This window comes from Aquisphaera insulae, assembly GCF_011064615.1.
In the GTDB taxonomy this organism is placed as follows: domain Bacteria; phylum Planctomycetota; class Planctomycetia; order Isosphaerales; family Isosphaeraceae; genus Aquisphaera; species Aquisphaera insulae.
The window spans coordinates 13503-37771 of record NZ_JAALJH010000050.1; the positions used below are offsets into that span (position 1 = coordinate 13503).

General features: G+C 71.7%; 17 protein-coding genes. 3 read left to right on the forward strand and 14 right to left on the reverse strand.

Features of this window, described 5'->3' with window-relative positions:
- Window positions 1–84: 84 nt before the first annotated feature.
- From G6O54_RS23220 to G6O54_RS23250, 7 genes are all read right to left on the reverse strand, one after another.
- On the reverse strand, window positions 85–498 hold the full coding sequence (locus G6O54_RS23220) for a type II toxin-antitoxin system VapC family toxin (protein ID WP_205679009.1): 414 nt from the start codon (window positions 496–498) through the stop codon (window positions 85–87).
- Window positions 495–779, reverse strand: a complete 285-nt coding sequence (locus G6O54_RS23225) for a hypothetical protein (protein ID WP_165228560.1) — start codon at window positions 777–779, stop codon at window positions 495–497. Before G6O54_RS23225 ends, G6O54_RS23220 begins: the two co-directional genes overlap by 4 nt.
- Before the next feature lie 405 nt (window positions 780–1184).
- Window positions 1185–4556 (reverse strand): S41 family peptidase, encoded by a 3372-nt coding sequence (locus tag G6O54_RS23230; protein WP_165228562.1) that lies wholly within the window; start codon window positions 4554–4556, stop codon window positions 1185–1187.
- A 125-nt stretch (window positions 4557–4681) separates the two neighbouring features.
- A complete protein-coding gene (locus G6O54_RS23235) occupies window positions 4682–5602 on the reverse strand; it encodes a universal stress protein (protein WP_165228564.1) in 921 nt (306 codons plus the stop codon).
- A gap of 40 nt (window positions 5603–5642) precedes the next feature.
- Complete coding sequence (locus G6O54_RS23240; RefSeq protein WP_165228566.1) at window positions 5643–8348, reverse strand: cation-translocating P-type ATPase; 2706 nt, start codon at window positions 8346–8348, stop codon at window positions 5643–5645.
- A gap of 355 nt (window positions 8349–8703) precedes the next feature.
- Window positions 8704–12201 carry a WD40 repeat domain-containing serine/threonine protein kinase gene (locus G6O54_RS23245; RefSeq protein ID WP_165228568.1) on the reverse strand — a complete coding sequence of 1166 codons (3498 nt, stop codon included), beginning with the start codon at window positions 12199–12201 and terminating at the stop codon, window positions 8704–8706.
- Complete coding sequence (locus tag G6O54_RS23250) at window positions 12198–12839, reverse strand: sigma-70 family RNA polymerase sigma factor (RefSeq protein ID WP_165228570.1); 642 nt, start codon at window positions 12837–12839, stop codon at window positions 12198–12200. The genes G6O54_RS23245 and G6O54_RS23250 overlap by 4 nt, the downstream gene beginning before the upstream one ends.
- Window positions 12840–13121: 282 nt before the next feature.
- Between G6O54_RS23250 and G6O54_RS23255 the strand changes: the two genes are divergently transcribed.
- The 3 genes from G6O54_RS23255 (at window position 13122) to G6O54_RS23265 (ending at window position 14997) form a co-directional block, all read left to right on the forward strand.
- Window positions 13122–13844: a PEP-CTERM sorting domain-containing protein gene (locus tag G6O54_RS23255; protein WP_165228572.1), complete on the forward strand. Its 723-nt coding sequence runs from the start codon at window positions 13122–13124 to the stop codon at window positions 13842–13844.
- Between the two features lie 114 nt (window positions 13845–13958).
- On the forward strand, window positions 13959–14534 hold the full coding sequence (locus G6O54_RS23260) for a hypothetical protein (RefSeq protein WP_165228574.1): 576 nt from the start codon (window positions 13959–13961) through the stop codon (window positions 14532–14534).
- Between the two features lie 61 nt (window positions 14535–14595).
- Complete coding sequence (locus G6O54_RS23265) at window positions 14596–14997, forward strand: DUF1304 family protein (protein WP_165228576.1); 402 nt, start codon at window positions 14596–14598, stop codon at window positions 14995–14997.
- A gap of 30 nt (window positions 14998–15027) precedes the next feature.
- Here the strand turns inward: G6O54_RS23265 and G6O54_RS23270 are convergent, their stop codons facing one another.
- From G6O54_RS23270 to G6O54_RS23300, 7 genes are all read right to left on the reverse strand, one after another.
- Complete coding sequence (locus G6O54_RS23270; protein WP_165228578.1) at window positions 15028–16338, reverse strand: glycosyltransferase family 4 protein; 1311 nt, start codon at window positions 16336–16338, stop codon at window positions 15028–15030.
- A gap of 266 nt (window positions 16339–16604) precedes the next feature.
- Window positions 16605–18542 carry a TolB-like translocation protein gene (locus tag G6O54_RS23275; protein ID WP_165228580.1) on the reverse strand — a complete coding sequence of 646 codons (1938 nt, stop codon included), beginning with the start codon at window positions 18540–18542 and terminating at the stop codon, window positions 16605–16607.
- A gap of 120 nt (window positions 18543–18662) precedes the next feature.
- Window positions 18663–19772 (reverse strand): DUF1559 family PulG-like putative transporter, encoded by a 1110-nt coding sequence (locus tag G6O54_RS23280; protein WP_165228581.1) that lies wholly within the window; start codon window positions 19770–19772, stop codon window positions 18663–18665.
- A 178-nt stretch (window positions 19773–19950) separates the two neighbouring features.
- Window positions 19951–20400: a hypothetical protein gene (locus G6O54_RS23285; protein ID WP_165228583.1), complete on the reverse strand. Its 450-nt coding sequence runs from the start codon at window positions 20398–20400 to the stop codon at window positions 19951–19953.
- Between the two features lie 132 nt (window positions 20401–20532).
- The gene (locus tag G6O54_RS23290; protein WP_165228585.1) at window positions 20533–21228 is read right to left on the reverse strand and encodes a phosphonatase-like hydrolase; all 696 of its coding nucleotides are present in this window, start codon (window positions 21226–21228) and stop codon (window positions 20533–20535) included.
- Between the two features lie 3 nt (window positions 21229–21231).
- Complete coding sequence (locus G6O54_RS23295) at window positions 21232–22374, reverse strand: TIGR03364 family FAD-dependent oxidoreductase (RefSeq protein WP_165228587.1); 1143 nt, start codon at window positions 22372–22374, stop codon at window positions 21232–21234.
- Complete coding sequence (locus G6O54_RS23300; protein ID WP_165228589.1) at window positions 22371–24260, reverse strand: phosphonate degradation HD-domain oxygenase; 1890 nt, start codon at window positions 24258–24260, stop codon at window positions 22371–22373. Before G6O54_RS23300 ends, G6O54_RS23295 begins: the two co-directional genes overlap by 4 nt.
- Window positions 24261–24269: the final 9 nt, after the last annotated feature.

Here is a 24269-nt window from a genome sequence, read left to right on the forward strand (position 1 = left end):
GTTCCTGCCGAATTCGAACGAGTTGTGGGGCGGCATGCCGGATGTGGAGGCGTCCGCGACATTTGTGTTGCCGAGTGGTCCGATTCAATCCGGCTCCGCCCAGTTCTCGACGGTCAGGCCCGGCACGGCCGACAGGTCGGCGTCCATCGTCACGACGGTGGCGTTGCCCAGGGAGAAAGCAATGGCCGCGATCGTCAGGTCGTTCTGGCCAATCGGGCGGCCAATGGTCTTCATCTCGAACGCGATCCGCCCGGACTCAAACTCGGCTGCGATGTCGGCTAGCCATACCTTCCATACATCCAACGCGTCGCGGAGCCGCAAGAGGTTCAGCTCCCGCTTCGGGCTGCCCTCGGCCCGGAACGCCAACTCGCCCACGACCGGGCCGGCGACCCCAACCCGGTTGCCGGCGACGACCTCGGCCGCGGCTCGCTCGAACACGCCCCGCTTCCGGTCGAGGTAGAGGCCGGTGATGCCGGTGTCGAGGATGAAGCGTCTCACCGGAACACGTCCTCGATACCGGACTCGCTTCGATCGATCCCGCGCTGGTTCAGCGTCCGCTCCCAGGCGTTGAGGTCGGCCTCGACCTCGTCAGGAATGTCGAGCGGCTGAAGCCGCTGCATGGCCGCCAGGACGCGAGCGATCTCCTCGGGGGTCACCGGGCCTTCTTCCTGGCTCATCCTCTCCGGGGCGACCACGACCTTGGTCCCCTCAGGCATGTCGATCGGCTCATCCACTTCCACCCGGCCGTTGCGAATGAAGCCCCTCAGCACCGCACTCATGGCCTCGCTCCTTTCGCTCGATTTCCTTCATTCTACCATCGCTGAAGCCCGCTCGCAGGCCCGCGAACAGCGTGTCCACCTGGCGAGGCCATGCCTTGACCAGCTCATCGCCCATTGGATACCTCCCCCGGTGGTTCAGCCGCTTCGGCTTTTCTATCTTGAGTGCGTGGCCAGTGATTCCTGTGGCCAGTGATTCCCCCGTGACCAGTGATTCCCCTCCGCCCCCCTAGCCGCCGCGATCGTCCGAGTATTCTCCGAAGGACAATGCGATCCCATGGTGTCGCTGCGCTTCCACCACGGCCGCCCAGTCACGTCGGCAAGGTGTCGACTCGCGGCTCCAGGATCTGGGAAGATTCCTTCTCTCGCATGGGCTTGGTGACGGTCGTCGTTGGGCGCAGATCGAATTCACCTGCCTCCTGCCTCCGTACGGATATCCTCCACGGCCTTCCTCGGGTACGCCGGCGGCTTCGGGGTGCCGACGGGGTGCGCGGCGATCTCGGACTTGAGGTGGGAGATCGCCGCGTCGAGCTGGGCGTCCTTGCCGAGGAAGGTGGCGTGGGGGAGGTTGTCGACGATCTTGTCGGGGTCGACGCCGTGGCCCTCGATGAGCCAGGTGCCCTCGGGGCCGTAGACGCCGGTCTCGGCGGCGGTGGCGATGCCGCGGTCGACCAGGACGTTGCTGGAGGAGAGCCAGATCTCGCCGCCCCACGTCCGGGTGCCCATCACCGTGCCCAGCTTGAGGCGCTTCACGCCCTCGGAGAAGGCCTCGCCGTCGGAGGCGGTGAACTGGTCGCAGAGGACGACCAGGTGGCCCCGGAAGGCGTACTGCATGTTCCAGGTCGTCGGCTTGCCCACCCGCGAGATCCAGTAGAACCACGGCTTCCGCAAGAGCCGGCCGATGATCCAGCTATCGATGTTCCCCCCCTGGTTGTGGCGGACGTCGATGATCAACGCCTGGCGGTTGAACACGGGGTAGAAGCCCCTGGCGAACTCGGTGAAGTTCCGGCCCCCCATGGCGCGGAGATGGACGTAGCCGATCTGGCCGCCCCCCTGGGCCTCGACGCGCTCGCGGCGGGTGAGCTCCCACTCGTGATAGCGCAGGTCGGCCTCGGCTTCGGTGCTGATCGGGCGGGCGATCACGTCGCGGGGGGCGCCGGACTTCGGCTCGACGTGGATCAGGACCTGGCGGCCGACCTTGCGGCGGAGCAGGGCGTGGAGGTCCGGGGCGTCCAGGGCCGGGATCCCGTCGACCCGCGTCAGGACGTCGCCGGGATGGACGTCGACGCCGGGGCGCGCCAGGGGGGACGTCAGGTCGGGCTCGTCGGGATCGGACTTGTAGATGTGATCGACCCGATAGCCCCCCTTCCCCTCGTCGCGGACGAGCCGGGCGCCCAGGGACGCGGTCGGGATGTCGTCGGGGCCGGCGCGGTGGTCGCCGCCGAAGACGAAGATGTGCAGGGCCTCGAGCTCGGCGACCATCTGGGCGATCAGGTCGGAGAGCTCGTCGCGGGAGCGGACGCGATCCACGAGCGGACGATACTTGGACCGCACGGCCTTCCAGTCGGCGCCGTGCATGGCGCGGTCGTAGAAGTAGTCCCGCTCCAGCCGCCAGGCCTCGTCGAACATCTGCCGCCATTCCTCGCGAGGGCTCAGCGCCAGCGACCAGCCGGAGAGGTCCACGTCCTTCTTCGCCAGGTCGGCCGGGGCGGGCTCGGCGTCGATGATCGCCAGGGTCTTGTCCTTGCGAATCAGCAACGACTTGCCGTCGGCCGAGAGCTCGTAGCCCGACACGTCGCCGGCCACGACCTTCACCTCGACCTCCTTGCGGGCGAACTTGACGGCCTTCAGCTCGGCCTGCGACTTGCCGGGCGTGTGGGACAGCCAGAAGAGCCCCTTCGCATTGGCCGACAGGCCGGAATAACGCCCCGCGTCGACGGGCACGCGCGACAGCCGCGAGGAGAGGCCGTCGCGGTCGATCGTCACCCGGGGGGGAGACGTCGACTTGGCGTCGTCCTTCTTGCGCTCGCCGGCCTTGTCGCCCTCGGCCTTCTTGCCGGAGTCCGGCTCGCCGGAGGGCTTGTCCTTGTCCTTGTCTTTCTCCTTGTCCTTATCCTTATCCTTATCCTTGTCGTCGTCGGGGTGGAGCTCGTCGGGCGGGGCGAAGGGGGAGCGGAGGCCCTTCGCGAGGGCGATTTCGAAGACCTGCGTCGGCCTGTCGAAGTAGGGTTCGGGCTGGTAGGTGCCCCAGGGGCTGCCGACGGCGGAGACCAGGTTGCGGTCGGACAGGATGTAGACGAACTTGCCGTCGGCCGACCAGGCGGGGTTGGAGCTGTCGTAGCGGTCGGTGGTCAGGGCGAGGGTCGCGCCGTCGTCGACGCCGTGGAGCTTGATCTGGTGGAAGCCGTTCTCGAGGGCGTCGGAGAAGGCGAGCCACTTGCCGTCGGGCGACCAGGCGAGGTCGCCGAGGTCGTCGACCTCGGACTCGGCGATCTTCGTGTCCTTCTTGCTCGCGACGTCGAGGAGGAAGAGGCGCTGGTTCTTGTCGCGGTGGGCGATGAACTTGCCGTCGGGGGACGGGACGGCCTCCCAGCGGAGGACCTCGCCGTCCCTGGTCAGTTGGGCGGGATCGCCGACGCCGTCGGCGGGGAGGGTCCAGAGCTCGACCTCGCCGGAGCGGTCGGAGAGGCTCAGGAGCGACTTGCCGCCGGGGAGGAAGCGGGCGTCGCGATGGCGGACGCCGTCGGCCCGGCGGGAGGCCTCGGCGATCCGCCCGGGGCCGCGAGGGGCGACGAAGACCCTGCCGCGGGCGGTCAGGGCGACGCCCTTGCCGTCGGGGCTGATGTGGGCGGACGTCAGCCAGTCCGCCGGCTTCTCGACCCACTTCTGCCGCTCCTGGTCGACGTCCGTCTCCAGGGTGATCGGCACCGGCCGGTCGCGGTCGGCGGCGATCTCGTAGACGCGCAGATCGGCGCCGAGCTGGTAGGCGATCAGGCCGGCCTCGGGGTCGATCGACGGCGAGAGGACCTCGAATTCCTTGTGCCTGGTGTGCGGCTTCAGGTCGGTGCCGTCGGGCTTCATCGACCAGAGGTTCATGGTGCCGGACCGGTCGCTGGCGAAGTAGATCCGGCCGCCGTGCCACATGGGGGACTTGCTGGTGCCGGGGTAGCTGGCCGTCAGGGGGGTCGCCTCGTCGGCGCCCGGCGCGAACCGCCAGAGGTTCTGGGCCGTTCCCCCCTGGTACTGGCGGGTGTGGCTCCCCTGGAACGGCAGGCGGGTGAAGACCAGGGTCTTGTCCCCGGGATGGAAGGCCCCCTCGGCGGCCTCGGCCAGGGGGACGATCTCGGTCTTGTCGCTGGCGGGGTCGATGGTCATGAGCTGGACGCTGGGGAGGGCGGAGCGGCCCCGGGTGCCGATGAGGATCTTGCCGTCGGGCGTCCAGGCGAGCGACACGGGATTGGCCGCGTTGAAGGTCCGTCGGCGGGGGAGGCCGCCGTCGGCCGGGATCGTGTAGACCTCGGCCGGGCCCTCGTAGCGGCCGACGAACGCGAGCGTCTTGCCGTCGGGCGAGAAGGCCGGCCGCGACTCGGCCGCGGGATGGGTCGTCAGCCGCCGCGCCGGCCCGCCGGCCAGCGGGACCGTCCAGAGGTCCCCCTCGGCGACGAAGGCGATCGAGCCCCGTGCGACCGTCGGCTGGCGATAGTAGCCGGTCGTGCCGGACTCGGCGCGCGCGGGGAGGAGGATGGAGGCGAGGAGGGCGGCGAGTCCGGCGATTCGCATGGGCGGGTTTCTCGGGGTGCGGGCGCGGGGCGGTTGAATCGATCCCGGGATTCTAATCGCGGAGGCCGGCGGTTGCCACGCGGGGCTCGTCCTTCTCGCGTGGCAACCGGCCCCGACGCGGTCGATCATCCGCCCGTCGTCGCCGCCGCCCGCGTGACGGAGCGGATCGTGGATGGGGCGTACCTGGCTTCGGCTGGGGCTTCCAGGCCGGCTCGGATCAGCAGGACCGGGCAGGAGGCGCGGCGGAGCACCTCCTCGGCCACGCTGCCCATCAGCAGCCGGCCAAGGCCGGTGCGCCCGTGCGTCCCCATCACGAGCAGGTCGCAGCGGTCGTCCTCGGCCGCCTGGAGGATCTCGGTGGTCGAGTGCCCGAACTTGAGCTGCGACGTCACCGACCGCCGCAGGTCGACGTCGTCCAGGCACTCGCACATCGCCTGCAGGGTCTGCTTGCAGAGCACCGGATCCTCCACCGTCCCCGGCACGTCGATGTTGGGCGGGGCGAGCACCTGGATCACGTGGAGGAGGATCAGCGTCGCCCCCTGCTCGCGGACCAGCGCGCGGGCCACCTGGAGCGCGGCGTCGGACGACTCGGAGAAGTCCGTCGGATGGACGATGACGCGCGGAGGGCGCCCCGCGTCATGGCCGCCGGCGGCCCGGCGGACGAGGACCGGGCAGGAGGCGCGGCGGAGCACCTCCTCGGCCACGCTGCCCATCAGCAGCCGGCCCAGGCCGGTGCGGCCGTGCGTCCCCATCACGAGCAGGTCGGGCCGCATCTCCGCGGCCTCGATGAGGAGCACGTCCGAGGGGTTGCCGTGCCGCACCCGGTATTCCGTGGCGAGGGGGCGGTCGGGGACGTAGGCCTCGCGGAGGCGGTCGAGTACGGCCTCGCGGTCGTCCTCGGCGCCCTGGCCCTGCGGCTCCGGCCGGACGTGCAGGATGGTCAGGCGTGCCTCGCCTCCGCCGGCGAGGGAGCAGGCCGTGTCGAAGGCGCCCCTCGATTCGGGCGAGAAATCGGCCGCGACGAGGATGGTTCGGAAGACGGACATGGTGGCCTCCTCTGGGTGGAAAGTAAGGGTCCGGGCCGGCTCACGCGCAATCGAGCCGCCCGAACCAGCCGCGCCGCTCCAGCCACTTGGCGAGCTCCAGGACGGGCGAGACGGTGAACGCCAGCGCGACGGCGAGGAACCAGTCGGCTGCGCCCAGGGCCGCCGTGCCGAAGGGCCCGCGGAGGAGCGGCGTCTCGACGACGAACGCCAGCAGGAGCAGCTCCCACGCGATCGCGAGGTTCAGCCACCTGTTGGCGAACGGCCGGACCAGCACCGACCTCCGGTCGGAACGGAAGTTGTAAGCCTTGAAGAACTCGGTCAGCACCAGCGTGGCGAAGGTCAGCGTCATCGCCTCCGCGGGCGGCCTCCCCGCGTGCGTCGCCCAGGCGAAGATGCCGAGGTTGATCAGCGCCGACCAGATGGCGCCCACGATCATGAGCACGATCACCGGGCGGGCGAAGATCCCGGTGCGCGGGGCCCGCGGCGGGTGTCGCATCAGGTCCGCCTCGGGCGGGTCCATGGCCAGGGCCAGGGCGGGCAGGCCGTCGGTGGCGAGGTTCACGTACAGGAGCATCACCGCCGAGAGCGGGAGGGGCAGGCCGAGCATCGCGGCGCCCGCCATCAGGCCGATCTCGCCGAAGTTCGACGAGAGGAGATACATCAGGTACTTCTTGACGTTGTTGAAGACGCCTCGGCCCTCCTCGACCGCCGCCACGATCGAGGCGAAGTTGTCGTCCGTGAGGGTCATCGCCGCGGCCTCCCTGGTGACGTCCGTGCCGGTGATCCCCATCGCCACGCCGATCTGGGCCTTCTTCAGGGCCGGGGCGTCGTTGACGCCGTCGCCGGTCATCGCGACGACGTGGCCCCGCGCCTGCAGGGCCGTGACCACGCGGAGCTTGTGGGCCGGGGAGGCGCGGGCGTAGACGTCGATATCCTGGACCCGGCGGGCGAGCTCCTCGTCGCCGAGCGCCTCGAGCTCGGCGCCGGTGGCGACGCGGCCGTCGCGGAGGATGCCGAGGTCGCGGGCGACGGCCGCCGCCGTCAGGGGATGGTCGCCGGTGATCATCACCACCTTGATGCCGGCCTGCCGGCAGCGTTCGATGGCCGCCCGGGCCTCGGGCCGGGGCGGGTCGATCATGCCGACCAGCCCGAGGAACGTCATGTCGCCCTCCGCGTCCTCGAGCGAGGCGCCGCGGCGGTCGGCCACGGCCAGGACGCGGAGGGCCTCGTCGGCCATCCGTCGCGCCTCGTCGAGGATCGCCTCGCGCCCCTCCGGGCCCAGCGGCCCTTCCCCTTCCTCGATCGCGACGAGGCGACACGACTCCAGCAGGGATTCGGGCGCCCCCTTGGCGCAGGCGAGGAGGCCGCCGGGCGTCTCGTGCAGGGTGATCATCCGTCGGGCCTCGGAGGTGAACGGGACCTCCCCCACCCGCGGGTATCGCCCGTCCAGGTCCGCCTTGTGCAGGCCCGCCTTGGCGGCGGCCACGACGAGCGCACCCTCCGTCGGGTCCCCCTTCACGACCCACCGGTCGGTCCCCTCCTCGCGCGCGACGTGCGCGTCCGAGGCGAGCACCGCGGCCCGGAGCAGCCGGCCGACCGGGCCCGGCGGCGCGGTCCCCTCGCCCCGGTGCGAGAACGCGCCGACCGGCTCGTAGCCGGTGCCCGACACGTCCACCGTGCGGCCGGCGACGACGAGCCGCCGCACGGTCATCTCGTTGCGGGTCAGCGTGCCGGTCTTGTCCGAGCCGATGACCGAGGTGCTGCCCAGGGTCTCGACCGCCGACAGCCGGCGGATCAGGGCGTTGCGGCGCAGCATCCTCTGGACGCCGATCGCCAGCGAGATCGTCACCACCGCGGGGAGGGCCTCCGGGACGACCGCGACCGCCAGCGCGATGCCGAAGACGAGCATCTCCACGAGCGGCTGGCCCCGGAGCAGGCCGACCGCCACGATGACCGCCACCACGGCGAGCGCCGACCGGGCCAGCACGCGGCCGAGATTCGCGAGGTTCTGCTGCAGGGGGGTCGGCGCGACCTCCACGCCCTGGAGCATCCGCGCGACCTTGCCGAACTCGGTGTCCATTCCGGTCGCCGTGACGACGGCGCGGCCGCGGCCGTAGGTCACGGCCGTGCCGGCGTGGACCATGCTCGCGCGATCCCCGACCGCCGGCTCGTCGTCGGTCGTCGGCCCGTCCTGCTTCTCCACCGGGACCGACTCGCCGGTGAGCGGCGCCTCCTCCACGCGGAGGTTCACGGCCTCGATCAGCCGTGCGTCGGCCGGGATCCGGTCACCCGCGTACAGCAGGATGACGTCGCCGGGCACGAGTTCCCGCGCGGGGACCTCGGTCTCCTCGCCGTCGCGGAGGACGGTGGCGGTGGGGGCGGCCATCTCGCGGAGGGCCTCCATGCCCCGCTCCGCCCGATACTCCTGGACGAACCCGAGCAGGGCCGCGAAGAGCACGATCACGGCGATGGCGACCGCCTCGACCGCATGGCCGAGCACCGCCGAGAGCACGATGCCGATCAGCAGGATGACGATGAGGACGTTGCGGAACTGATCGAGGAGCAACGCCCAGGGCGAGACCCGACCGCCGCTCCGCAATTCGTTCGGCCCGCACTCCGCCAGCCGCCGCGCCGCGTCGGCGGACTTCAGGCCCCCGCAGGTCGAGCCGAGGCGATCGAGGCAAGCCATCGCGGGCATCGCATGCCAGGCGGCCGGACCGGGCGTTTCCGTGGTCAGGACACTCATGATGCCCCCCGCCTTGTCGCGACGGCACGGGCTCGGAGGTGGAAGGGAAGCGGCCCGATGAGCGCTCGAGCCCAAAAGCCAAAGACCTCCACCCAGGGCGAAGTTCGCCCGAGGTGAAGGTCTCGCGTAACCGACTCATCGGTGTGGACACCGGCTCGCTGCCGCGAACGTCCTGACGGCGCCCACTCCTGCTCGAAGGCAGTCGCTACTCCCCTTCATCAACCTTCATTCTACGCCCCGAGGAGGCGAAGTGTTTGAAGATTCGATCCTTTCTGAGATCGGTGTCGCCGTCGGCGTGGTCCCCCCGTCGTCCCGGTCGACTCTCGATTTTCGCCGATCCCCTCGTTCGCGAGCGTCAGCGGGCGCGCCAGAGGTGGACCTCGCCATCGTGGGAACAGGAGGCCAGCGTGGAGCCGTCGGGGGAGAAGGCGACGGCATTGACCTGAGCCTTGTGGCCCTTCAGGACGAGGAGCTCCTGGCCGGTCAGGGCGTCCCAGAGGCGGATCACGCCCGAGCGGCCGCAGGTGGCGATGGACCGTCCGTCGGGGGCGTAGGCCAGGCCGAGGAGGCGGTCGGTGGCCCCCCGGATCGTCGAGCGGACGGCCAGGCCGTCGGGGTCCAAAAGGGTGACGACGCCGGACTCGTCCGCGACCGCCAGGGTCCGGCCTCCGGGCGCGAACGCGATGCCGGCGATGGGGGCGGCGCCTCGCCGGGTCGCCGGCGCGGAGCCGGTCGCGGCGTCCCAGGTCCGCACGACCCCGTCGCTGTCGGCCGAGGCGAGCGTGCGACCATCCGGGGAGAAGGCGATCGCGTGGACGGTGTTCTCATGGCCCGTCAGCGAGCGGAGGCCGCGGAAGGTGGCGGCCTCCCAGACGCGGACCTGCCAGTCCTCATTCGGACTGAGCTTCTGGCCCCCCGCGGCGGCCAGCATCGAGCCGTTGGGTGAGAACGCCACCGCGCGGACGCGCTGCATGTGCCCCCGATGGGTTTGCATGGGCTTGCCGGTCGCGACGTCCCAGGTCCGCAGGTTGTCGCCGGTCTCGATGTGGCCGGAGGCCAGGGTCTTGCCGTCGGGCGAGAAGGCGAGCGAGGCGACCGTGCCGGGGCCGCCGTCCCAGGCGCGGACGAGCCGGCCGGTGGCCGGATCCCAGAGCTTGATCGTCACTCCTTCGGGGTTCTTCTCGTCGTCGCTGCCGGTGGCCAGGAGCGAGCCGTCGGGCGAGAAGGCGAGGGCCCACGTCTCGTCCCGATGACCGGCCGGCTGGGGGGGCTCGGGCATCGGGTTGAAGTGCCAGATCTGTGGCGACCGGCCGAGGTTGAGGACGACCGAGCGGCCGTCGGGGGTGAAGAGGTGATCCCTGGGAAGGTGGTGATCGCCGTAGGCCAGGGCGCCGAGCCGTCGGCCCGACTTCATATCCCAGAGGAGGAGGGGCTGGTCCCCTCCCGGATTGCCGGTCGCCCCCGTCGTCAGGAGGCGGCCGTCGGGCGAGAAGCCGAAGTGGACGCCGCTGCGGGACCGATCGAGATCGTCCGGGATCAAGACACGAGCCCGGCCGGTCGCCCAGTCCCAGAGATGCAGCTTCCCCCCCTCCGCGATCGCCACGACCGTCCTGCCGGTCGGGTCGAAGGCCATCTCGCCGTACGGGGCGCCGCAGTCGTATTCAGCGAGATCGATCAGTCGCTCCAGGCTCCGGATGACGATCCGGCCGCCCCCCGCCCAGTCGGCGAGCATCTGGCCGTCGGGCGAGAGGGCCAGCCGCCGGAACCCCGCGGGCACGGCCGCCAGCTCGCCGAGGACGGTGCCGGTGGAGACGTCGCGGATCTTCAGGCGATCCCCCTCCCGGGTCGCGAACCGCGTGCCCCGGTCCGCGAAGGCGACCGCGTCGAGGCGGTCGAGGGTGACCATGGGGGTGGACTTCGCCGGGTCGAAATCGACCGCCCAGATCCGGATCGACATGGTCTTGCCCGGGAGAAACAGGACGTGGGCGACGAGCCGTTCCCCATCCAGGAAATGGACCTGATTCCAGAGATACTCCATGTCGACTCGGGGAGGGGGAGCCGCCCGGCGGACCGCCCGGAGTTGCCCCGTCGCCGCGTCCCAGAGGCCCAGGGTGTGCTCGTCGAGGTGCGGGGTGTAGAGGATGGGCGCGACGAGGAGCCGGCCGTCGTGCGTGAGATGGGGCTCGCGATACATCGCCCCCGGCTCCGCGATCGTGGTGCGGATCCGTTCGGCCGGCAGGTCCCAGACCGCGAGCGTCGTCCCCCCGTGGTTGGTCGCGAGGGTCCGGCCGTCCCGGGACAGGGCCATTCCATTGATCGGCATATCCTGCTCGGGCAGGCGGACGATCTCGGCCCGGGCGAGCTTGCGGAGGTAGCTCCAGGCGAAGTCGGCGGGCTCGGCGGATCCGGACGCGGGCGCGACGGAGTCGAGGAGGTCCTGGGCGACCTCGAAGTCGCGGGCATCGATGGCCTGCTGGGCCAGGCGCAACTCGGCGGCGAAGTAATGGCGCTGGGCCAGTTGGCGATGGCGGTCGGCCTCGCGGGCCTGCCGCTCGGCGTCGGCGGCGCTGCGGTCGGCGCGGTCGGCGGCGGCCTTGAGGACGGCCTCGTTGCGCCGGATCGAGTCGATGTAACTCGCGGCGCCGAGGGCGGCGGCGAGCAGGACGAGGCCGACCGCGGCCGCGGCGGTCAGGACGAGCTCGCGGTGCCGCCGCGTCCACCTGGCGGCCCGCTCGGCCAGGCCGGGGCGGCGGGCGAGGATGGGGCGGTCGTCGAGGAACCGGCCGAGGTCGGCGGCGAGGTCGGCGGCGGTCGCGTAGCGCCCCCCGCGCGATTTGGTCATGGCCTTGAGGACGATCGTCTCCAGGTCCACGGGGATCGCGGGGTCGATGGACCGGGGCCGGGGGGGCTCTTCCTGGGCGATCTTCCGGAGGACCTCGATGCGGTCGTCGCCGGGGAAGGCGGGGCGGAGGGTGAGCATCTCGTAGAGGGTGGCGCCCAGGGAGTAGATGTCGGCGCGGCCGTCGAGCGGCTCGCGGCGGCCGAGGGCCTGCTCCGGGCTCATGTAGCGGGGGGTGCCCGGGGCGTCGCCGGTGTGGGTCAGGTCCAGGCCCCCCTTGATCCGGGCCAGGCCGAAGTCGGCGACCCAGAGCTGGCCGGCGTCGTCGACCAGGAGGTTGGAGGGCTTCACGTCGCGGTGGAGGATGTCGGCGGCGTGGGCGTGGTCCAGGGCCTCCGCGGCCTGCTTCGCCAGGCGGGCCGCCTCGCGGGCGTGGGAGGGGCCGAGCGTGGACCTCGGCGCGGGGGAGCTCCGGCGGCGTGCGCCGGCCAGGGTCTCATCCGGGTCGTCGCGGCGGAGCGAGCGGAGGACCCGGGCGAGGTCGCGGCCGTCGATGAACCGCATGGCGTAGTAGGGGATGCCGCCGGCGGCCCCGGTCGCGTAGACGGGGACGATGTGGGGATGGTCCAGGCTGGCGGCGGCCTGGGACTCGACCTGGAACCGGCGGAGGCTCCTCGGGTCGAGCGCCGCGGCCTCGGGGAGGACCTTGAGCGCGACGCGTCGGCCCAGCGATTCCTGGACGGCCTCGTAGACGATCCCCATGCCGCCGCGGCTGACCTCGCGGATCAGCCGGAAGTCCCCCAGCCGGCCGATCTCCGGCGCGAGGCTCGCCGGCGACGCCGGCATCCCGGCCATCATCCGGAGGGCCGGCAGCAGGCGGCGGAGGGCCTCGGCGTGCCGGGGGTAGTCCTCGGGCCGGACCTCCTCGCCCCGCCGGAGCCGCTCGCCGGCCTCCGCGGCGGCCTCCGCGAGCTCGGGATCGTCCTCCTCGGCGAGGACATCCGGCTCGCTCATGGGAGCGGCCCCGAGGCGTCGTCCCTGAGGAGCGAGCGGACCTTCTCGATGGCGCGGAGGTGCCGCATCTTGGCGGCCCCCTCGGTGACCCCCCGGATCGCCGCGATCTCCGGGAACGTGAGGTCCTCGAGATATCGCATCACCAGGATCTCGCGGTCGGCCGGGGCGAGCCGGCCGAGCGCCTCGCGGACCCGCTGCCGCTGCTCCTCGCGGAGCAGCCCGTGTCCGGGCGTCGTGTCGCCGGCGACGAGCTGGTCGACGAGCATCGCGGCGGAGGGGTCCAGCCACGAGCCGCACGGCTCCTCGCGGCCGACGCAGCGGCCATTTCGGAAATGATGCCGATGCGCCGCCGCCAGCCGCTCCGCGGCCAGCCGGTGCAGCCACGGATAGAGGGGCAGCGGCCGTTCCCGCTCGTAATCCGCGAGCTTCTTCGCCGCGTCGAGCATGGCCTCCTGGACCACGTCGGACGCGTCCACCCGCGCCGCCAGCCTCGAATCGATCCGCAGGGCGACCATCCGCCTGAGCCTCCCCCGGTGGGCCTCCAGGAGCTGCCGCAGCGCGTGCTGGTCCCCGCGCGCGGCCTCCCTCAAGAGCCGGTCGTGATCGTCATCCTGTTCATCGGGCGGTGTCGATGCCATCCGCGGCCCCGTCACCATGAATCCTGCCGAAGGGTGTTCAATCGTCACACGGATCTTTGCAGATTCGCGAGCAGGATGCCAGGTCCCCCGCGGCCTCGACCCTCGGGGATCGGCTCTCTGCGACGGGAAATTGCCGAATCGTCGTGACCTTTTGGAACGGCGAGCAGGATCGATGGTGTGATCCCTTCCGGTCCGAGGAGGACGGCCCCCTGCTGCCTTCAGGAAGCCGGTGTCAGATCCCTTCGGTCGGTCCAGCCCTCCATCCCCCAACGAGAGCCCAGCATGATACGCCACCGAGCCTGTCTCTCCTGCCTCGCCCTCCTCCCGCTGATCGCCTCCACCACAGCCCGGGCGGCGCCGATCGTCGCAGGGGATACCACGTTCCATGGGATGGCGGTCCAGGACGTGACCATCCTCGGCGGCACGGCGTTCAACCAGGGACCCGAGTTCACGCTCTACGGGCTATCCGGGGTCGGGTACTTCACCATCCATCGGCAGGCCCAGGTGGGGAGCACCATCGAGTTCACGGGCGGCGATTCGCTGTTCAGCGGGTCGTATGCCGGGCTCGGCGACTATACATTCGGCACGGGGGCGCCCCTGGGCGGGGGGAGCTTCCACGGCATGATCGAGAACGTGATGCAGAATACGAACGACCCGGGGTTCGCCTCGGGCGACCCGTCGAGCTTCGCGAGCGGGGACTACACGGCGTACCTCGACCGGTTCTTCTTCAAGCTGGCGGACGGCACGATCCTGGAGACCGGAGGGGTCTATGCCCTGACCGCGACCCTGGACGGGCTGCCCCCGCGCACGACGACGACGCTCCAGGGCTCCGCGACCGACAGGAACCCGATCTATTACGGCGACCCGAGCAACGGCTTGCTCATCGGCTACACGACCAACGGCTCCATCATCGTCTCGGCCGTGCCCGAGCCCTCGGCGCTCTGCCTGGGAGGGATCGCGGCGGCCGGGGTCGGCCTCGCTCTCATCCGACGGCGCGGCCGGTAGGTCGCGACCGGACTCCTGCGTCAGGACGAACAGGTCCACCCTCGGCCGGCTCCGACGCCTCGTCCGCGGCGCGGGCGCCGGCCTCACCTCTCACGCGGACGTGGAGGCACTCTCATGGCTCGCGGGACGCATCGCATCTCGGTCGCGGCTTATCTCGTGACGCTGGCCGCGGGGTCCTGCCTGGCGGGGGCACCCGTGCAGGCGCAGGTCGTCAAGCCGTTCAAGGTCGTCGGCGGGGGGATCGCGGATTACCTCCCCCTCGTGCCAGGTGTTCCGTCCGGCCACTTCGCCGTCGGCCAGGCCACGGAGCTGGGCCGGTACTACGGCGAGGGGGCGTTCCAGGTCCTCGGATTCAACCCCGACGGGACGGCCAACTTCGACAGCGCCGTGCCGTTCGTCTTCACGGCCGCGAACGGGGACCGGCTGGTCTTCACCTACGGCGATACGTCCAATGGCGCGGCCGCTCCGGGCAAGGTGACGCTCTACCCCGTGCGCGGAGGGCTCTTCGTGGCGGTCTTCGTCGCCGAGTTCAATCCCGTCCCCGCCCTGTGCACCGGGCGGTTCGCGAAGGTCATCGGTGGGAGCTTCATCATGACCGCCGTGACCGAGCCCTTCGTCCTCGGGGCCATGGATCCGGTCGGCTACGGCTGGGCGGGTGAGGGGACGCTCGTCTACAAGAAGGGGCATTGACCGTGCCGGCCCGGCGGCCGTCGTGTACGTTTACATCGTTCCTGGGAGAGGGTGGTTCGTCATGGGTCCCATGGTGCTGAAATGGCTGCCGGTCGCGGGCCTCGTGCCGCTCCTGATCGCCCACGCCGTGTTCGCGTACAAGGAGATCTTCGACTGGGAGAATTCAGCCACCAAGATCCTCGGGATGTCGGACGCGGACGCGCGGGCTGCCGCCGGAGTCGGCCGGAATCAAGGGTACTCCAACGCGGCCCTGGCGGCCGGCGCGGCGTGGGGGATGGCGGCCCCGTGGCTCCAGGGCCCGGAGTGGGTCCGCCCCCTGGCGACGTTCTTCGGGACCTGGGCCGTGCTCGCGTCGGTCGTCGGCTATGCGACCTTCGAGAAAACGGGCTTCCTGGTCAAGCAGGGCCTGCCCGGCCTCATCGCCGTCATCGCGGCCTGGCTGCCGGCCATCGCGGACCGATGATGGCGACGACCGCGATGTCGAGGGCGGCAATCACCGGATTCCGGCCGCCTGGCGGCCGGCCATGGCGTGACGGTAGACGTCGAGGATGGCGTCGATCTTGGCCTCCCAGTCGAACTGGCTGCGGACCTTCTCGAGGGCGGCGCGGCCGAGTTGCCGGCAGAGTTCCGGGTCGGTGGCCAGGCGGGTCATCGCGTCGGCGAAGCCGGCGACGAGCGCCTCGCGGGATGTGGGGGGGACCAGGAAGCCGCACGTGGGATCCAGGTAATCGGCCGGGCCGCCCCAGTCCGCGATGACGCCGGTGAGGCCGCTGGCCATGGCCTCCAGGATCACGGCGCCGCCGCATTCGTAGATGCTCGGGTGGATCAGGGCGTCGTATTCGGGCAGGAGCCGCGCGCATTCCTGCTGGGATTTCCAGCCCAGGAACCGCACGCGGTCTCCCAGGCCGAGGCGGGCCGTCTGCTCGACCAGGGACGGCCGCATGAGGCCATCGCCGAGGATGTCGAGCGTGGGCGGATGCGGGGCCTGCACCCGCGCCAGGGCGTCGAGCGCCACGTCGAAGACCTTCCAGTCGACGAGCCGTCCCATGGCCAGGAACCGGGCGGGCTCGCCGTGGCGAGGCGGTCGGTCGGGGGCGGGGGACCAGAGGGAGAGGTCGACGCCGTTCTCCACCAGCTCGATCACCTCGCCGCGGCAGCCGGCGGGCAGGCCCCGCCGCGTCCGCTCGTTGGCCACCAGCAGGATCTCGGCCCGGAGCTTCCCGGGGAAGAGCCGGTTCATCGCGTTGGCCCCCTTGCGGAGCAGGCCGTAGGCCGTGTCCTTGTGGCCGAAGCCCGGGGGGAAGCTCATGTTGCCGTTCATCGGGCCGATGATCACCGGCGCGCCCATGTGGTGGAGCACGGACGGGAGGCGCGGGCCGACCGGGATCGGCTGGTGCACGACGTCGATTCGGAGTTCCTTCACCAGTCGTCTGGCCACCTCCCGGGCGGCGAGCTGCTCCTTGAGCCGGCAGACGGATCCGAGCGTCGCGTACGCGATCCGGGGTGGCAGCTTCCGCCCGAGTTTCAGGGAGATGCGCTCGATGGCGATATGGGGCATGAAGTACATCCGGTCGACCTCGCCGGGCAGCAGCCCGATCAGCTCGTCCCGGGTCCGCTCATGCGTCACCATCCAGGCCTCGACGCCGCGACGGCGGAGGAGCCGGAAGTAGTGCCAGGGGAGGACCGCCTCGCCGCCGTACCGGACCGATGCGTGCTGGCAGACGATCAGGACGCGCGGGGTCTGCTCACCTCCCTCGGCGGTCGCCGGGCGGGTTCCGGGGTCGTGGGCGGCGTCGGTCGACATGGGCTCGATTCTCGGGGACCTGGAGCGGGGATTCCAGCGGGGGCGATTCCCGGCGGGCGGCGGCCAGGCTGGGCATTCTAGCATGCGGGCCTTTCGGAGGACCAGCGACGTCGCCGGCGTCGACTTCCCGCATCGCCGGCCGGGGGCCGGCGCGAGGGTGCCGACGACGGGTGAGCCCGCCCTGGCAGGCTTCCGGGGCCCGGCGTTCGGGCCCCGGTGTTCCGAGATCGAGCCGCCCTGCTCGCCCTCATGGGCGGAGATGGGGCCTACCGAGCGGAGAAGATCCCGCGGATCGGCTCGACGGTCCGCTCCCGGGGGTCGAGGACGACGAAGGTGTGCCCGGTGTGGCAGCCGTTGCAGTAGTGGTAGCCATTGGGACGGACGCCGCTGTAGTGGTCGCCGGCGTAGGCGAGATAGCTGCGCGCCGGCCGATTGCCCGAGGCCGGGGTGGTCCAGCGGGCGACCTTGCCCTGCTTGTCGAGGCCGACGAGGACCGAAGGGCGGAGGGGGTCGCTGGGGATCCACGCCCGGAGGTCGTCCTCGGCGGCGACGGGGACGGTCGTACGCTTCTCCCAGGTGCCGGGGACGCGGAGGGCGTCGGGATCGTCGAAGCGGTCGCGGCCGGCCGCGTAGACGGCGATGGAGGCGAGGTTGGGCGGGGGCGAGACCACCGGGTTGCGGCGGGGGTCGACCCGTTCCCCGGCCGATCGGTCGTGCCAGGGGATCGGGTTGCGGATCGCGGCGGCCATGGCGACGTTCTCGAGGTAGCCCGCCGGCCCGTCGTAGGCCTCGCCCGACGCGAGCGTGATCTTCCGGAGGGCGGCGTAGCCGTCCGCCGAGGGCGGGGTGATCCGCCTGGGCTCGGGGGAGAGGAGTCGGGGATAGACGGCCACCGGCTCGGCGTCGACCAGGGCCGGGTCGTCGAAGACGAGCTCCGGGGCGGGGGCGCCGGCCGACCAGTCGTCGGCGACCCGGTAGATGGCGAACGAGCCCGGCGGCGCATCGGCCGGGGCGGCGGCGAAGAGGACCGAATGGCCCGGGGCGGCGGACGGGCAGGCGGCGACCAGGGGGCGCCCCTGGGCGTCGCGATCGGGGCCGAAGTGCCGCTGGGCGCCCCCCTCGTAGGGGAGCTCCGGGGCGTCGGCGAGGGAGCTGGGCGAGGTCCGGATGTAGCCCCAGTCGGCCTGGGCGAGCCGGAGCGGCCCGCCGGGTGTCGGTGACGTCATGAAGGCGATCCGGCCGTTGAAGAGGGGCCGGGGCCGCCAGACGGGCTCGCGGGCCTTGACGGCGTAGCCGAACTGCGCGGCGTTGGTCATGACGATCGCCGCCATCCAGTTGTCGGCCGGCTTCGTCGCGAAGGTGCCGCCGTCGGCGACGGGCCGGACGTCGGAGAGGTCCGCGGTCACGGCCTCGCGGTTGCGGCTCCAGAGGCTGAAGAGGACCTGCTCGCCGGGCAGGAGGACGGGCCAGCGGTCGTTGTTCCGGTTGGCGGTGAGGGGCATCGGGGCCGGCTCGCCCGGGGCCCAGGCCCAGATCTGGGTGGCGCGGCGGCCGTGGTCGCGGCCGAGGTCCGGCAGCCGGCTGGAGGCGAAGGCGAAGCCGTTGGGGCCAAGGTCGGTCGGGTCGACGTCGTCGTAGTCGATGCGCTTCCGCTCGTCGTCGGGGATCCGCGAGCCGTCGGCCCGGAAGCGGAGCGGTGGGACGGCGACGCAGCCGGGATCGGTCGGGCCGCCGGTGAGCGGCCGCAGGCCCGATCCGTCGACGCACACCTCGTAGATCCGCCAGCGGTCGGCCGCGGACCTGCGGCCGGCGAAGAGGATCCGCCGGCCGTCGATCGAGGCCGAGGGGCTCATCACGTCCACGAGCGTGGAGCCGTCCGGCAGGCGTCGCCCCCAGGTCAGCTCGCAGAGGCGGCCGGCGTCGTCGAGGAGGCGGAGCCGGCCCACCCCGGCGGCCCAGGGGACCGGCACCGGCTCGCGGTAGGGCGAGGACTCCGGGGCCTCGGCCCGGAGGCTGGCGGGCTCGGTCCGCGAGGTGAAGACGACCGCGACCGCCGGCCGCTGGCGGGCCTGGGCCGGGGATCCGGGCGAAGCCGCCACGGCCATCGCGTGGTCGCGGGCCCGGGCGAGGCCGAGGATGGCGGCGGCGGCCGCGATCGAGAGCGCGAGCAGGACCGTCAGGGCCGGCCGCCGGCGAATCCACATGATCAATCGACTCCGCGGGGGGACGCGTGTTCGGGGGGAGATGCGATCCGGCCCGGCGCCGCCATCGTCGGCGGACCGGGCCGAGCCGGATCGGATTGTTGACGAGGGCACGACGGTCGATCAGTAGCTGTCGGCGCTGATGGTCTCGCCGCCGGCCCGGGTGCCCAGGCCGGAGAAGATACTCGGGGCGATCGACTGCTTGATGAAGCGGACGCTGCCGTCGCCCATCAGGAAGTTGGCACCGCCGGGGTGCATGCTGCCGTAGCTGGCGATGTACGCCTCGAGCTGGGCGCCGCTGGTGACCGCGGGCACCGGGGGCTTCAGGTTGATCGGCACGCCGGTGCTGCCGAAGGCCTCGTTCATGCCGTACTGGCAGTCGATGCTGTCCGATCCGAACTGCCAGACCGCCTTGCGGCGAGCGACCCCCTGGAGGTCCATTTCCGAGACGTCATAGCTGGTCTTGAGCGTGAAATGCTCCTCGCCGATGAAGACCGTATTGGAGAGCCCGTCGGTGAACGACTGGATCGACAGCCGCCGGCCGCCCTGGTTCGCATTTCGCTCGAGCTGGAAGGCGCCGTCGGAGAGCTTGGAGCCGTTGGGGTCGCCGACCAGGTCGATATCCTGATAGAGCTGGGTGAGCGTGCCGGAGGCGTTGGCGGCGTAGTTGATCGGGACGCGCTTCTGGACGATCCAGTCTTCATAGCTGGGCGTGTTGACGTGCTCCGGCAGGGCCGACGACGGGCAGCGGAGGACGGAGACGACGGTCTCGCAGGCGGCGACGCAGCGCTCGGTGGCCGGGCCCCAGCCACCGCCCACGCCGTAGTTCTCCTGGTTGGAGGTGACCCCGGCGGTGATGCTGGCGTTGGCGAATCCGGGGTACGGGGCGGCCCAGTCGCCGTTCGAGCCGGGCATGCCGACGGCGACGTCGTCGACGTGGTTCTTCTCCGGCAGGAGCCACATGGCATCCTTCAGGGCCGACTGCTCGAAGTAGGGGGTGAGCCAGGCGGACCAGGTCGTCCCGTTGTCATTGGCCCCCGGAGGGAACTTGTTCTCGGAGGTGTGGATGTTGTGCAGGGCAAGGCCAAGCTGCTTGAGGTTGTTCGTGCACTGCGAGCGGCGGGCGGCCTCGCGGGCGGACTGGACGGCGGGGAGCAGCAGGGCGATCAGGACCGCGATGATCGCGATCACGACCAGCAGCTCGATCAGGGTGAAGGCGCGGCGCTGTTTCATGGGTCTACCTTGGGTCGGGAGGAGGATGAAGATGAAGGACGGTTGGGGGGATGAAGCCTGTCCCACGGGCAACCTCCCCTCGGTCCGGGGAGGCGGAATCCGACCCTCTACGTCGCGCGAAGGTGCGGAGGCGGGGGGAGGGGCCGGGATTCGCGGCGGGGGGCCCGGGGACCGGCGCTTACTTGCCGGTCTTGATGTCGAACGTGAACGCATTGGCCCCGCGGCCGATGGTCGCGGTGACGGGGGTCTTCTCGGGGTTCCGGTAGTCGTCGGGGACGGCTTCCTTCTCCGTCTTCTCCCTCTCGGCGGCCTTGCCGCCGCTGCCGGCGAGGGTCGGCTTCCCCTTCACCAGCGTCTGCGAGAAGGTGACCCTGTAGTCGCCCGCCGGGAAGCCGGTGTTCTTGCCGTCCTCGCCGATCGTGAACTTGCCGGCGTCGTCGGTATGGCCCGCCCCGCCGAGTTTCGGATCCCCCCCGACGGGGTGGAACTTCAGGACCACGAACGGGGCGGGCGCCCCGTCCATCGTCACCGCCCCGGAGGCGGCGTACCGCGACGGCTCCCCGGAACATCCCAGCGCCGCGAGAGGCAGGATCAGGGTGAACGACGCGTAGCATGCAAGACGACGCATGAGTGCTCCTCGGCGATCCGCACTGTCAAAAATCTTGCATAACTATATCGTGATGATATGAACCCCATTAGTTTGAAATGAGGAATATTGCGTGAAGGCCCCGCCCCCGGCGCCCCCGCGGGGGCGCCGGCTTCATCCCGCCGGGCGATCCGAGGCCGGGTCGAGGCCGAGGGCCCCGGGGAGGTCGGCGACGGAGGCGATCAGGTCGGTGTGCGGGAAGCCCTCGAGCTGCGGGCGGGTGTGGGTCCCGTTGAGGACGCCGACGACGCGGCCGCAGCCGGCGGCCGTCCCCTCCTGGAGGTCGGCCGGGGTGTCGCCGACCTTGGCGACGGACCGGGGGTCGCCCACGCCGAGGTCGGCCATCAACCGGCGGATCATGTCGGGGTGGGGCCGCCCGCGCGGGACCTCGTCGCTGCAGAGGCTGGCGTCGATGAGGCCGCCTCGCTCCCAGCCCAGGCGGTCAAGGAGGGTCCGGGTGACGGCGCGGTCGAATCCCGTGTTGACGGCGACCTTGATGCCGGCCGCGCGGAGCGCGGCGAAGGTCTCCGAGGTGCCGGCGACCTCGGCGACGGCCGGATCCTCGGCGTAGAACCGCGTCATCCGGACCGCGAAGTCGTCGAAGATCGCGGCGATCCGATCGGCGGGGGCGTCGCCGCCGAGGAGGACGCCGATCGCCACCGGCTTGGGGATCCCCATGACGCCGTTGACGGCGTCTCGCGTCACCGTCACGCCCGCGGCGGCCAGGGCGTCGCGGAGGCAGCGGTTGACGGCGTCGCCGTCGTCCACGGTCGTGCCGGCCAGGTCGAAGATCACCAGCTCAATCGCCATCGTTCAGTTCCCTTCCAGTTGATCGCGGACGACCTTCTCGGCCACCCCGAAGGAGAGCGTCATCCCCGCGCCGCCGAGGCCGATCGTGGCGACCGCCCCGGGGGCCGGGCTCGCGACGACGTAGGGGTCGCGCGGGTGCTTGGCGTAGGTCCCGTGCCACCGCGAGGCGATCCGGAGGCCGGGCACCTCCAGGAACGTCGCGAGGTAGCCGAGGATCAGCGCGTCGATCGCGGCGTCGTCGAACGGGCCCGGATCGCCGTAGGCGTGCGAGTCGCCGATGACGACCTCGCCCCGGTCGTTCTGCGAGGCCATGACGTGGATGCCGTGGCGGTCGAGCTCCGGGTTTTCGGCGGCGACCCGCGCCTTGAGGGCCGGCAGCGACGGGCAGTGCTCGAACGACCGGTAATGCCGCAGGGTCAGGCCGCCGGCGAGCATCGGACCCAGCCGCCATCCCCCTTCCGCGGGCGCCGACCGCATCATCTGGAGCTTGCAGCGGACCAGGCCCGCCTCGCGATAGGCGTCGGGGTAGAGGGCGTGGAACTCGTCGCCGGTGCAGGCCCAGAGCCGATCGGCCTCGCGGTCGCCGGCCGGGGTGAGGACGCGGGGCCGGTCGTAGCCGAGGACCGGCAGGCCGAGCTCGAACCGGGCGCCGTAGGTCTCGGCCAGCCAGGCCGGGAGCCGCTCGACGACGGCGCGGGGGTCGACGCAGGTCTCGGCCGGGCTCCAGAGCGCCGCCTTCAGGCCGTCGCGGCGGACGCCCGGCGCCATCGCGCGGGCCCGTCCGGCATCGATCACTTCGACCGCGGAGCCGGTGCCGGCCGTGGCCTCGGACACGGCGAACTCGGAGAGGATCCGGGCCTCGTCGTCGCGATAGGCCAGGTGGAGCGAGCCGACGCGGCCGTGCCAGAGCCCGGCCTCGCGGAGGACGTCGAGCCAGATCTCCCGGCTCCGCATGGCGAGCTCGCGGGGAGGGCCGGCCGGCTGGCCGATCGGCCAGATCATCCCGAAGTTGCGGACCGAGGCCCCCATGGCGCGGCCGTGACGCTCGAAGACGATCACACGCCGCCCCTGTCTCGCCAGGTGATAGGCGTGGGCCAGGCCCACGATCCCGGCGCCCACGACGGCGTCGTCGTAACGAAGGCTCATCGGGCCGCCCCCGCTCGGGCGGCGGCGGCCTCGATCCGGTCGCGGTAGTGATCCAGGCCGGGGACGGCCAGCCCGGGGACCTTCGCCGCGTCGTCCCAGTGGCGGAGGCGGAGGGCCTCGCGGTGATGGGGATTGGCCTCGAACGCGCCGATGCCGGCGGCGTCGAACGGGCCGCCCTGGAGCGAGAGGCTCTGGCGCGAGGCGTCGGAGAGGCCGTCGCGATACGCCGGGTCGACGGCGCAGAGGTAGCGCTTGGCCGCGACGTGGAGCCGGATCGGCTCGATCACGGACGGCCCGAAGGCCGCCGCCAGCCAGGCGGCGCCGGCGTCCTCGTGGCGGCCGTCGAGGCCGCGGTCGGCGATGTCCTCGTCGTGCCCGCTGACCAGGTGGCCGATGTCGTGGAGCAGGGCCGCGACCACCAGGTCGTCGTCCGCCCCCTCGAGCGCGGCCAGGTGGGCCGACTGGAGCGCGTGCTCGGACTGGGTGACTTTCTCGCCGTAGTAGGCCGAGTCGCCGCGATCGGAGAAGAGTCCGAGGATCCGGTCGAAGAGGGTCATCGTCATCGTCGTCGTCGTGTCCCGGGGCGTGCCGCGTCTGGCCGCGGCCCGCGCCTGCATGAAAAGGTAGATCAGCGCCACGGCCGCCGAGGCCCAGGCGACGCCCGCGAGCAGGGCAAAGACGCCCCGCCAGCCGATGTCAAGGGAGGTCCTGGCCAGGCCCCAGCCGGCGAAGGCCCCGCCGAGGTAGCCGGCCATGTCCACGAAGCCAGACGCCGTGGCCCCCCCGTGCTTGCCGCCGAGGTCCAGCGAGATCGCCCCGGCGAGGTACGAATACGGCCCGAGCAGGCAGAAGGCCACCGCCGTCACGATCGCGATCGGGCCGACCGGGCTCTTGCCGAAGTCCCCCAGGGCCAGCGTCAGCAGGCCGACGCCGACCATCGAGAGCCCACCGAGGATCACCCAGCCTCGCCCGGCTCGGCCCAGCCGGTCGCCGAGATACCCCGCCAGCAGCACCGAGAGGCCGCCGAAGAGCGGGAACAGGGCGCTGGCGTCGGCGGCCTGGGCCTTGGACAGCCCGAGCCCCTCGGTGTAGTACGTCGGCGTCCAGGTGCTGAACGCCTCGCGGAGCAGCGTCAGGCCGAGGGAGAGCATGCAGACGACCCAGAAGGCCGGGCTCATCATCAGCGGGCCGAGCAGGTCCCGCAGCCCCCTTGCCGTGGGATCGTCCCCCTCGCGACCGTAGACCGAGTCGGTCCCGGCGTCCGGCTCCGGCAGGCCGAGGTCCGCGGGCGATTCCCGCAGCGCGATCGCGTTGAGCACGAAGAGCGAGGCGAGCAATCCGGCCGCGGCCAGGAAGATCGCCCGCCAGCCCAGGCCCAGGTGGATCAGCCGGCCCATGACCAACCGCGCCGCCGCGTCGCCGAAGAGGAAGCTCAGGCTCACGACCCCCATCGCGGAGGCGTAGCGGGCCGGGCCGAACCATCGGGAGACGACCTTCAGCGCCCCGGCCCAGCCGAACGACTGCGTCAGTCGATTGCCGACCCAGAGCGCCGTGAAGGCCGGCAGCGTGCCGGTCATCGCCATCGCGACGGTGCAGGCGATCGCCCCGAGCATCCCGCCGAGGAACCCCGCGCGGCCGCCCCGGAAGTCGGCGAGCGGGCCGGCGAACGGCTTGCCCAGGGCGTAGGCGAGCATCCCCAGCGAGACCGCCGCCCCGATGCCCAGCCGCGCCGCCTCGTGACTGATGCCGCCCCTCGCGAGGTCGTCCTCGATCATGACCTGCGTCACCGGCAGGTTCGAGCGGCAGGCGTAGTAGCCCGCGTAGCCCGTGACCAGCAGGCCGAGCGTCGCCCATCGCCGGATTTTCAGCCGCCTGGAAGGGTCCATGTCGTCGGG

Bases quoted from the DNA above. Each gene is read 5' to 3' on its own strand.
- G6O54_RS23225 (WP_165228560.1), bottom strand. From the start codon at position 779: ATGAGTGCGGTGCTGAGGGGCTTCATTCGCAACGGCCGGGTGGAAGTG.
- G6O54_RS23230 (WP_165228562.1), bottom strand. From the start codon at position 4,556: ATGCGAATCGCCGGACTCGCCGCCCTCCTCGCCTCCATCCTCCTCCCC.
- G6O54_RS23235 (WP_165228564.1), bottom strand. From the start codon at position 5,602: ATGTCCGTCTTCCGAACCATCCTCGTCGCGGCCGATTTCTCGCCCGAA.
- G6O54_RS23240 (WP_165228566.1), bottom strand. From the start codon at position 8,348: ATGAGTGTCCTGACCACGGAAACGCCCGGTCCGGCCGCCTGGCATGCG.
- G6O54_RS23245 (WP_165228568.1), bottom strand. From the start codon at position 12,201: ATGAGCGAGCCGGATGTCCTCGCCGAGGAGGACGATCCCGAGCTCGCG.
- G6O54_RS23250 (WP_165228570.1), bottom strand. From the start codon at position 12,839: ATGGCATCGACACCGCCCGATGAACAGGATGACGATCACGACCGGCTC.
- G6O54_RS23255 (WP_165228572.1), top strand. From the start codon at position 13,122: ATGATACGCCACCGAGCCTGTCTCTCCTGCCTCGCCCTCCTCCCGCTG.
- G6O54_RS23260 (WP_165228574.1), top strand. From the start codon at position 13,959: ATGGCTCGCGGGACGCATCGCATCTCGGTCGCGGCTTATCTCGTGACG.
- G6O54_RS23265 (WP_165228576.1), top strand. From the start codon at position 14,596: ATGGGTCCCATGGTGCTGAAATGGCTGCCGGTCGCGGGCCTCGTGCCG.
- G6O54_RS23270 (WP_165228578.1), bottom strand. From the start codon at position 16,338: ATGTCGACCGACGCCGCCCACGACCCCGGAACCCGCCCGGCGACCGCC.
- G6O54_RS23275 (WP_165228580.1), bottom strand. From the start codon at position 18,542: ATGTGGATTCGCCGGCGGCCGGCCCTGACGGTCCTGCTCGCGCTCTCG.
- G6O54_RS23280 (WP_165228581.1), bottom strand. From the start codon at position 19,772: ATGAAACAGCGCCGCGCCTTCACCCTGATCGAGCTGCTGGTCGTGATC.
- G6O54_RS23285 (WP_165228583.1), bottom strand. From the start codon at position 20,400: ATGCGTCGTCTTGCATGCTACGCGTCGTTCACCCTGATCCTGCCTCTC.
- G6O54_RS23290 (WP_165228585.1), bottom strand. From the start codon at position 21,228: ATGGCGATTGAGCTGGTGATCTTCGACCTGGCCGGCACGACCGTGGAC.
- G6O54_RS23295 (WP_165228587.1), bottom strand. From the start codon at position 22,374: ATGAGCCTTCGTTACGACGACGCCGTCGTGGGCGCCGGGATCGTGGGC.
- G6O54_RS23300 (WP_165228589.1), bottom strand. From the start codon at position 24,260: ATGGACCCTTCCAGGCGGCTGAAAATCCGGCGATGGGCGACGCTCGGC.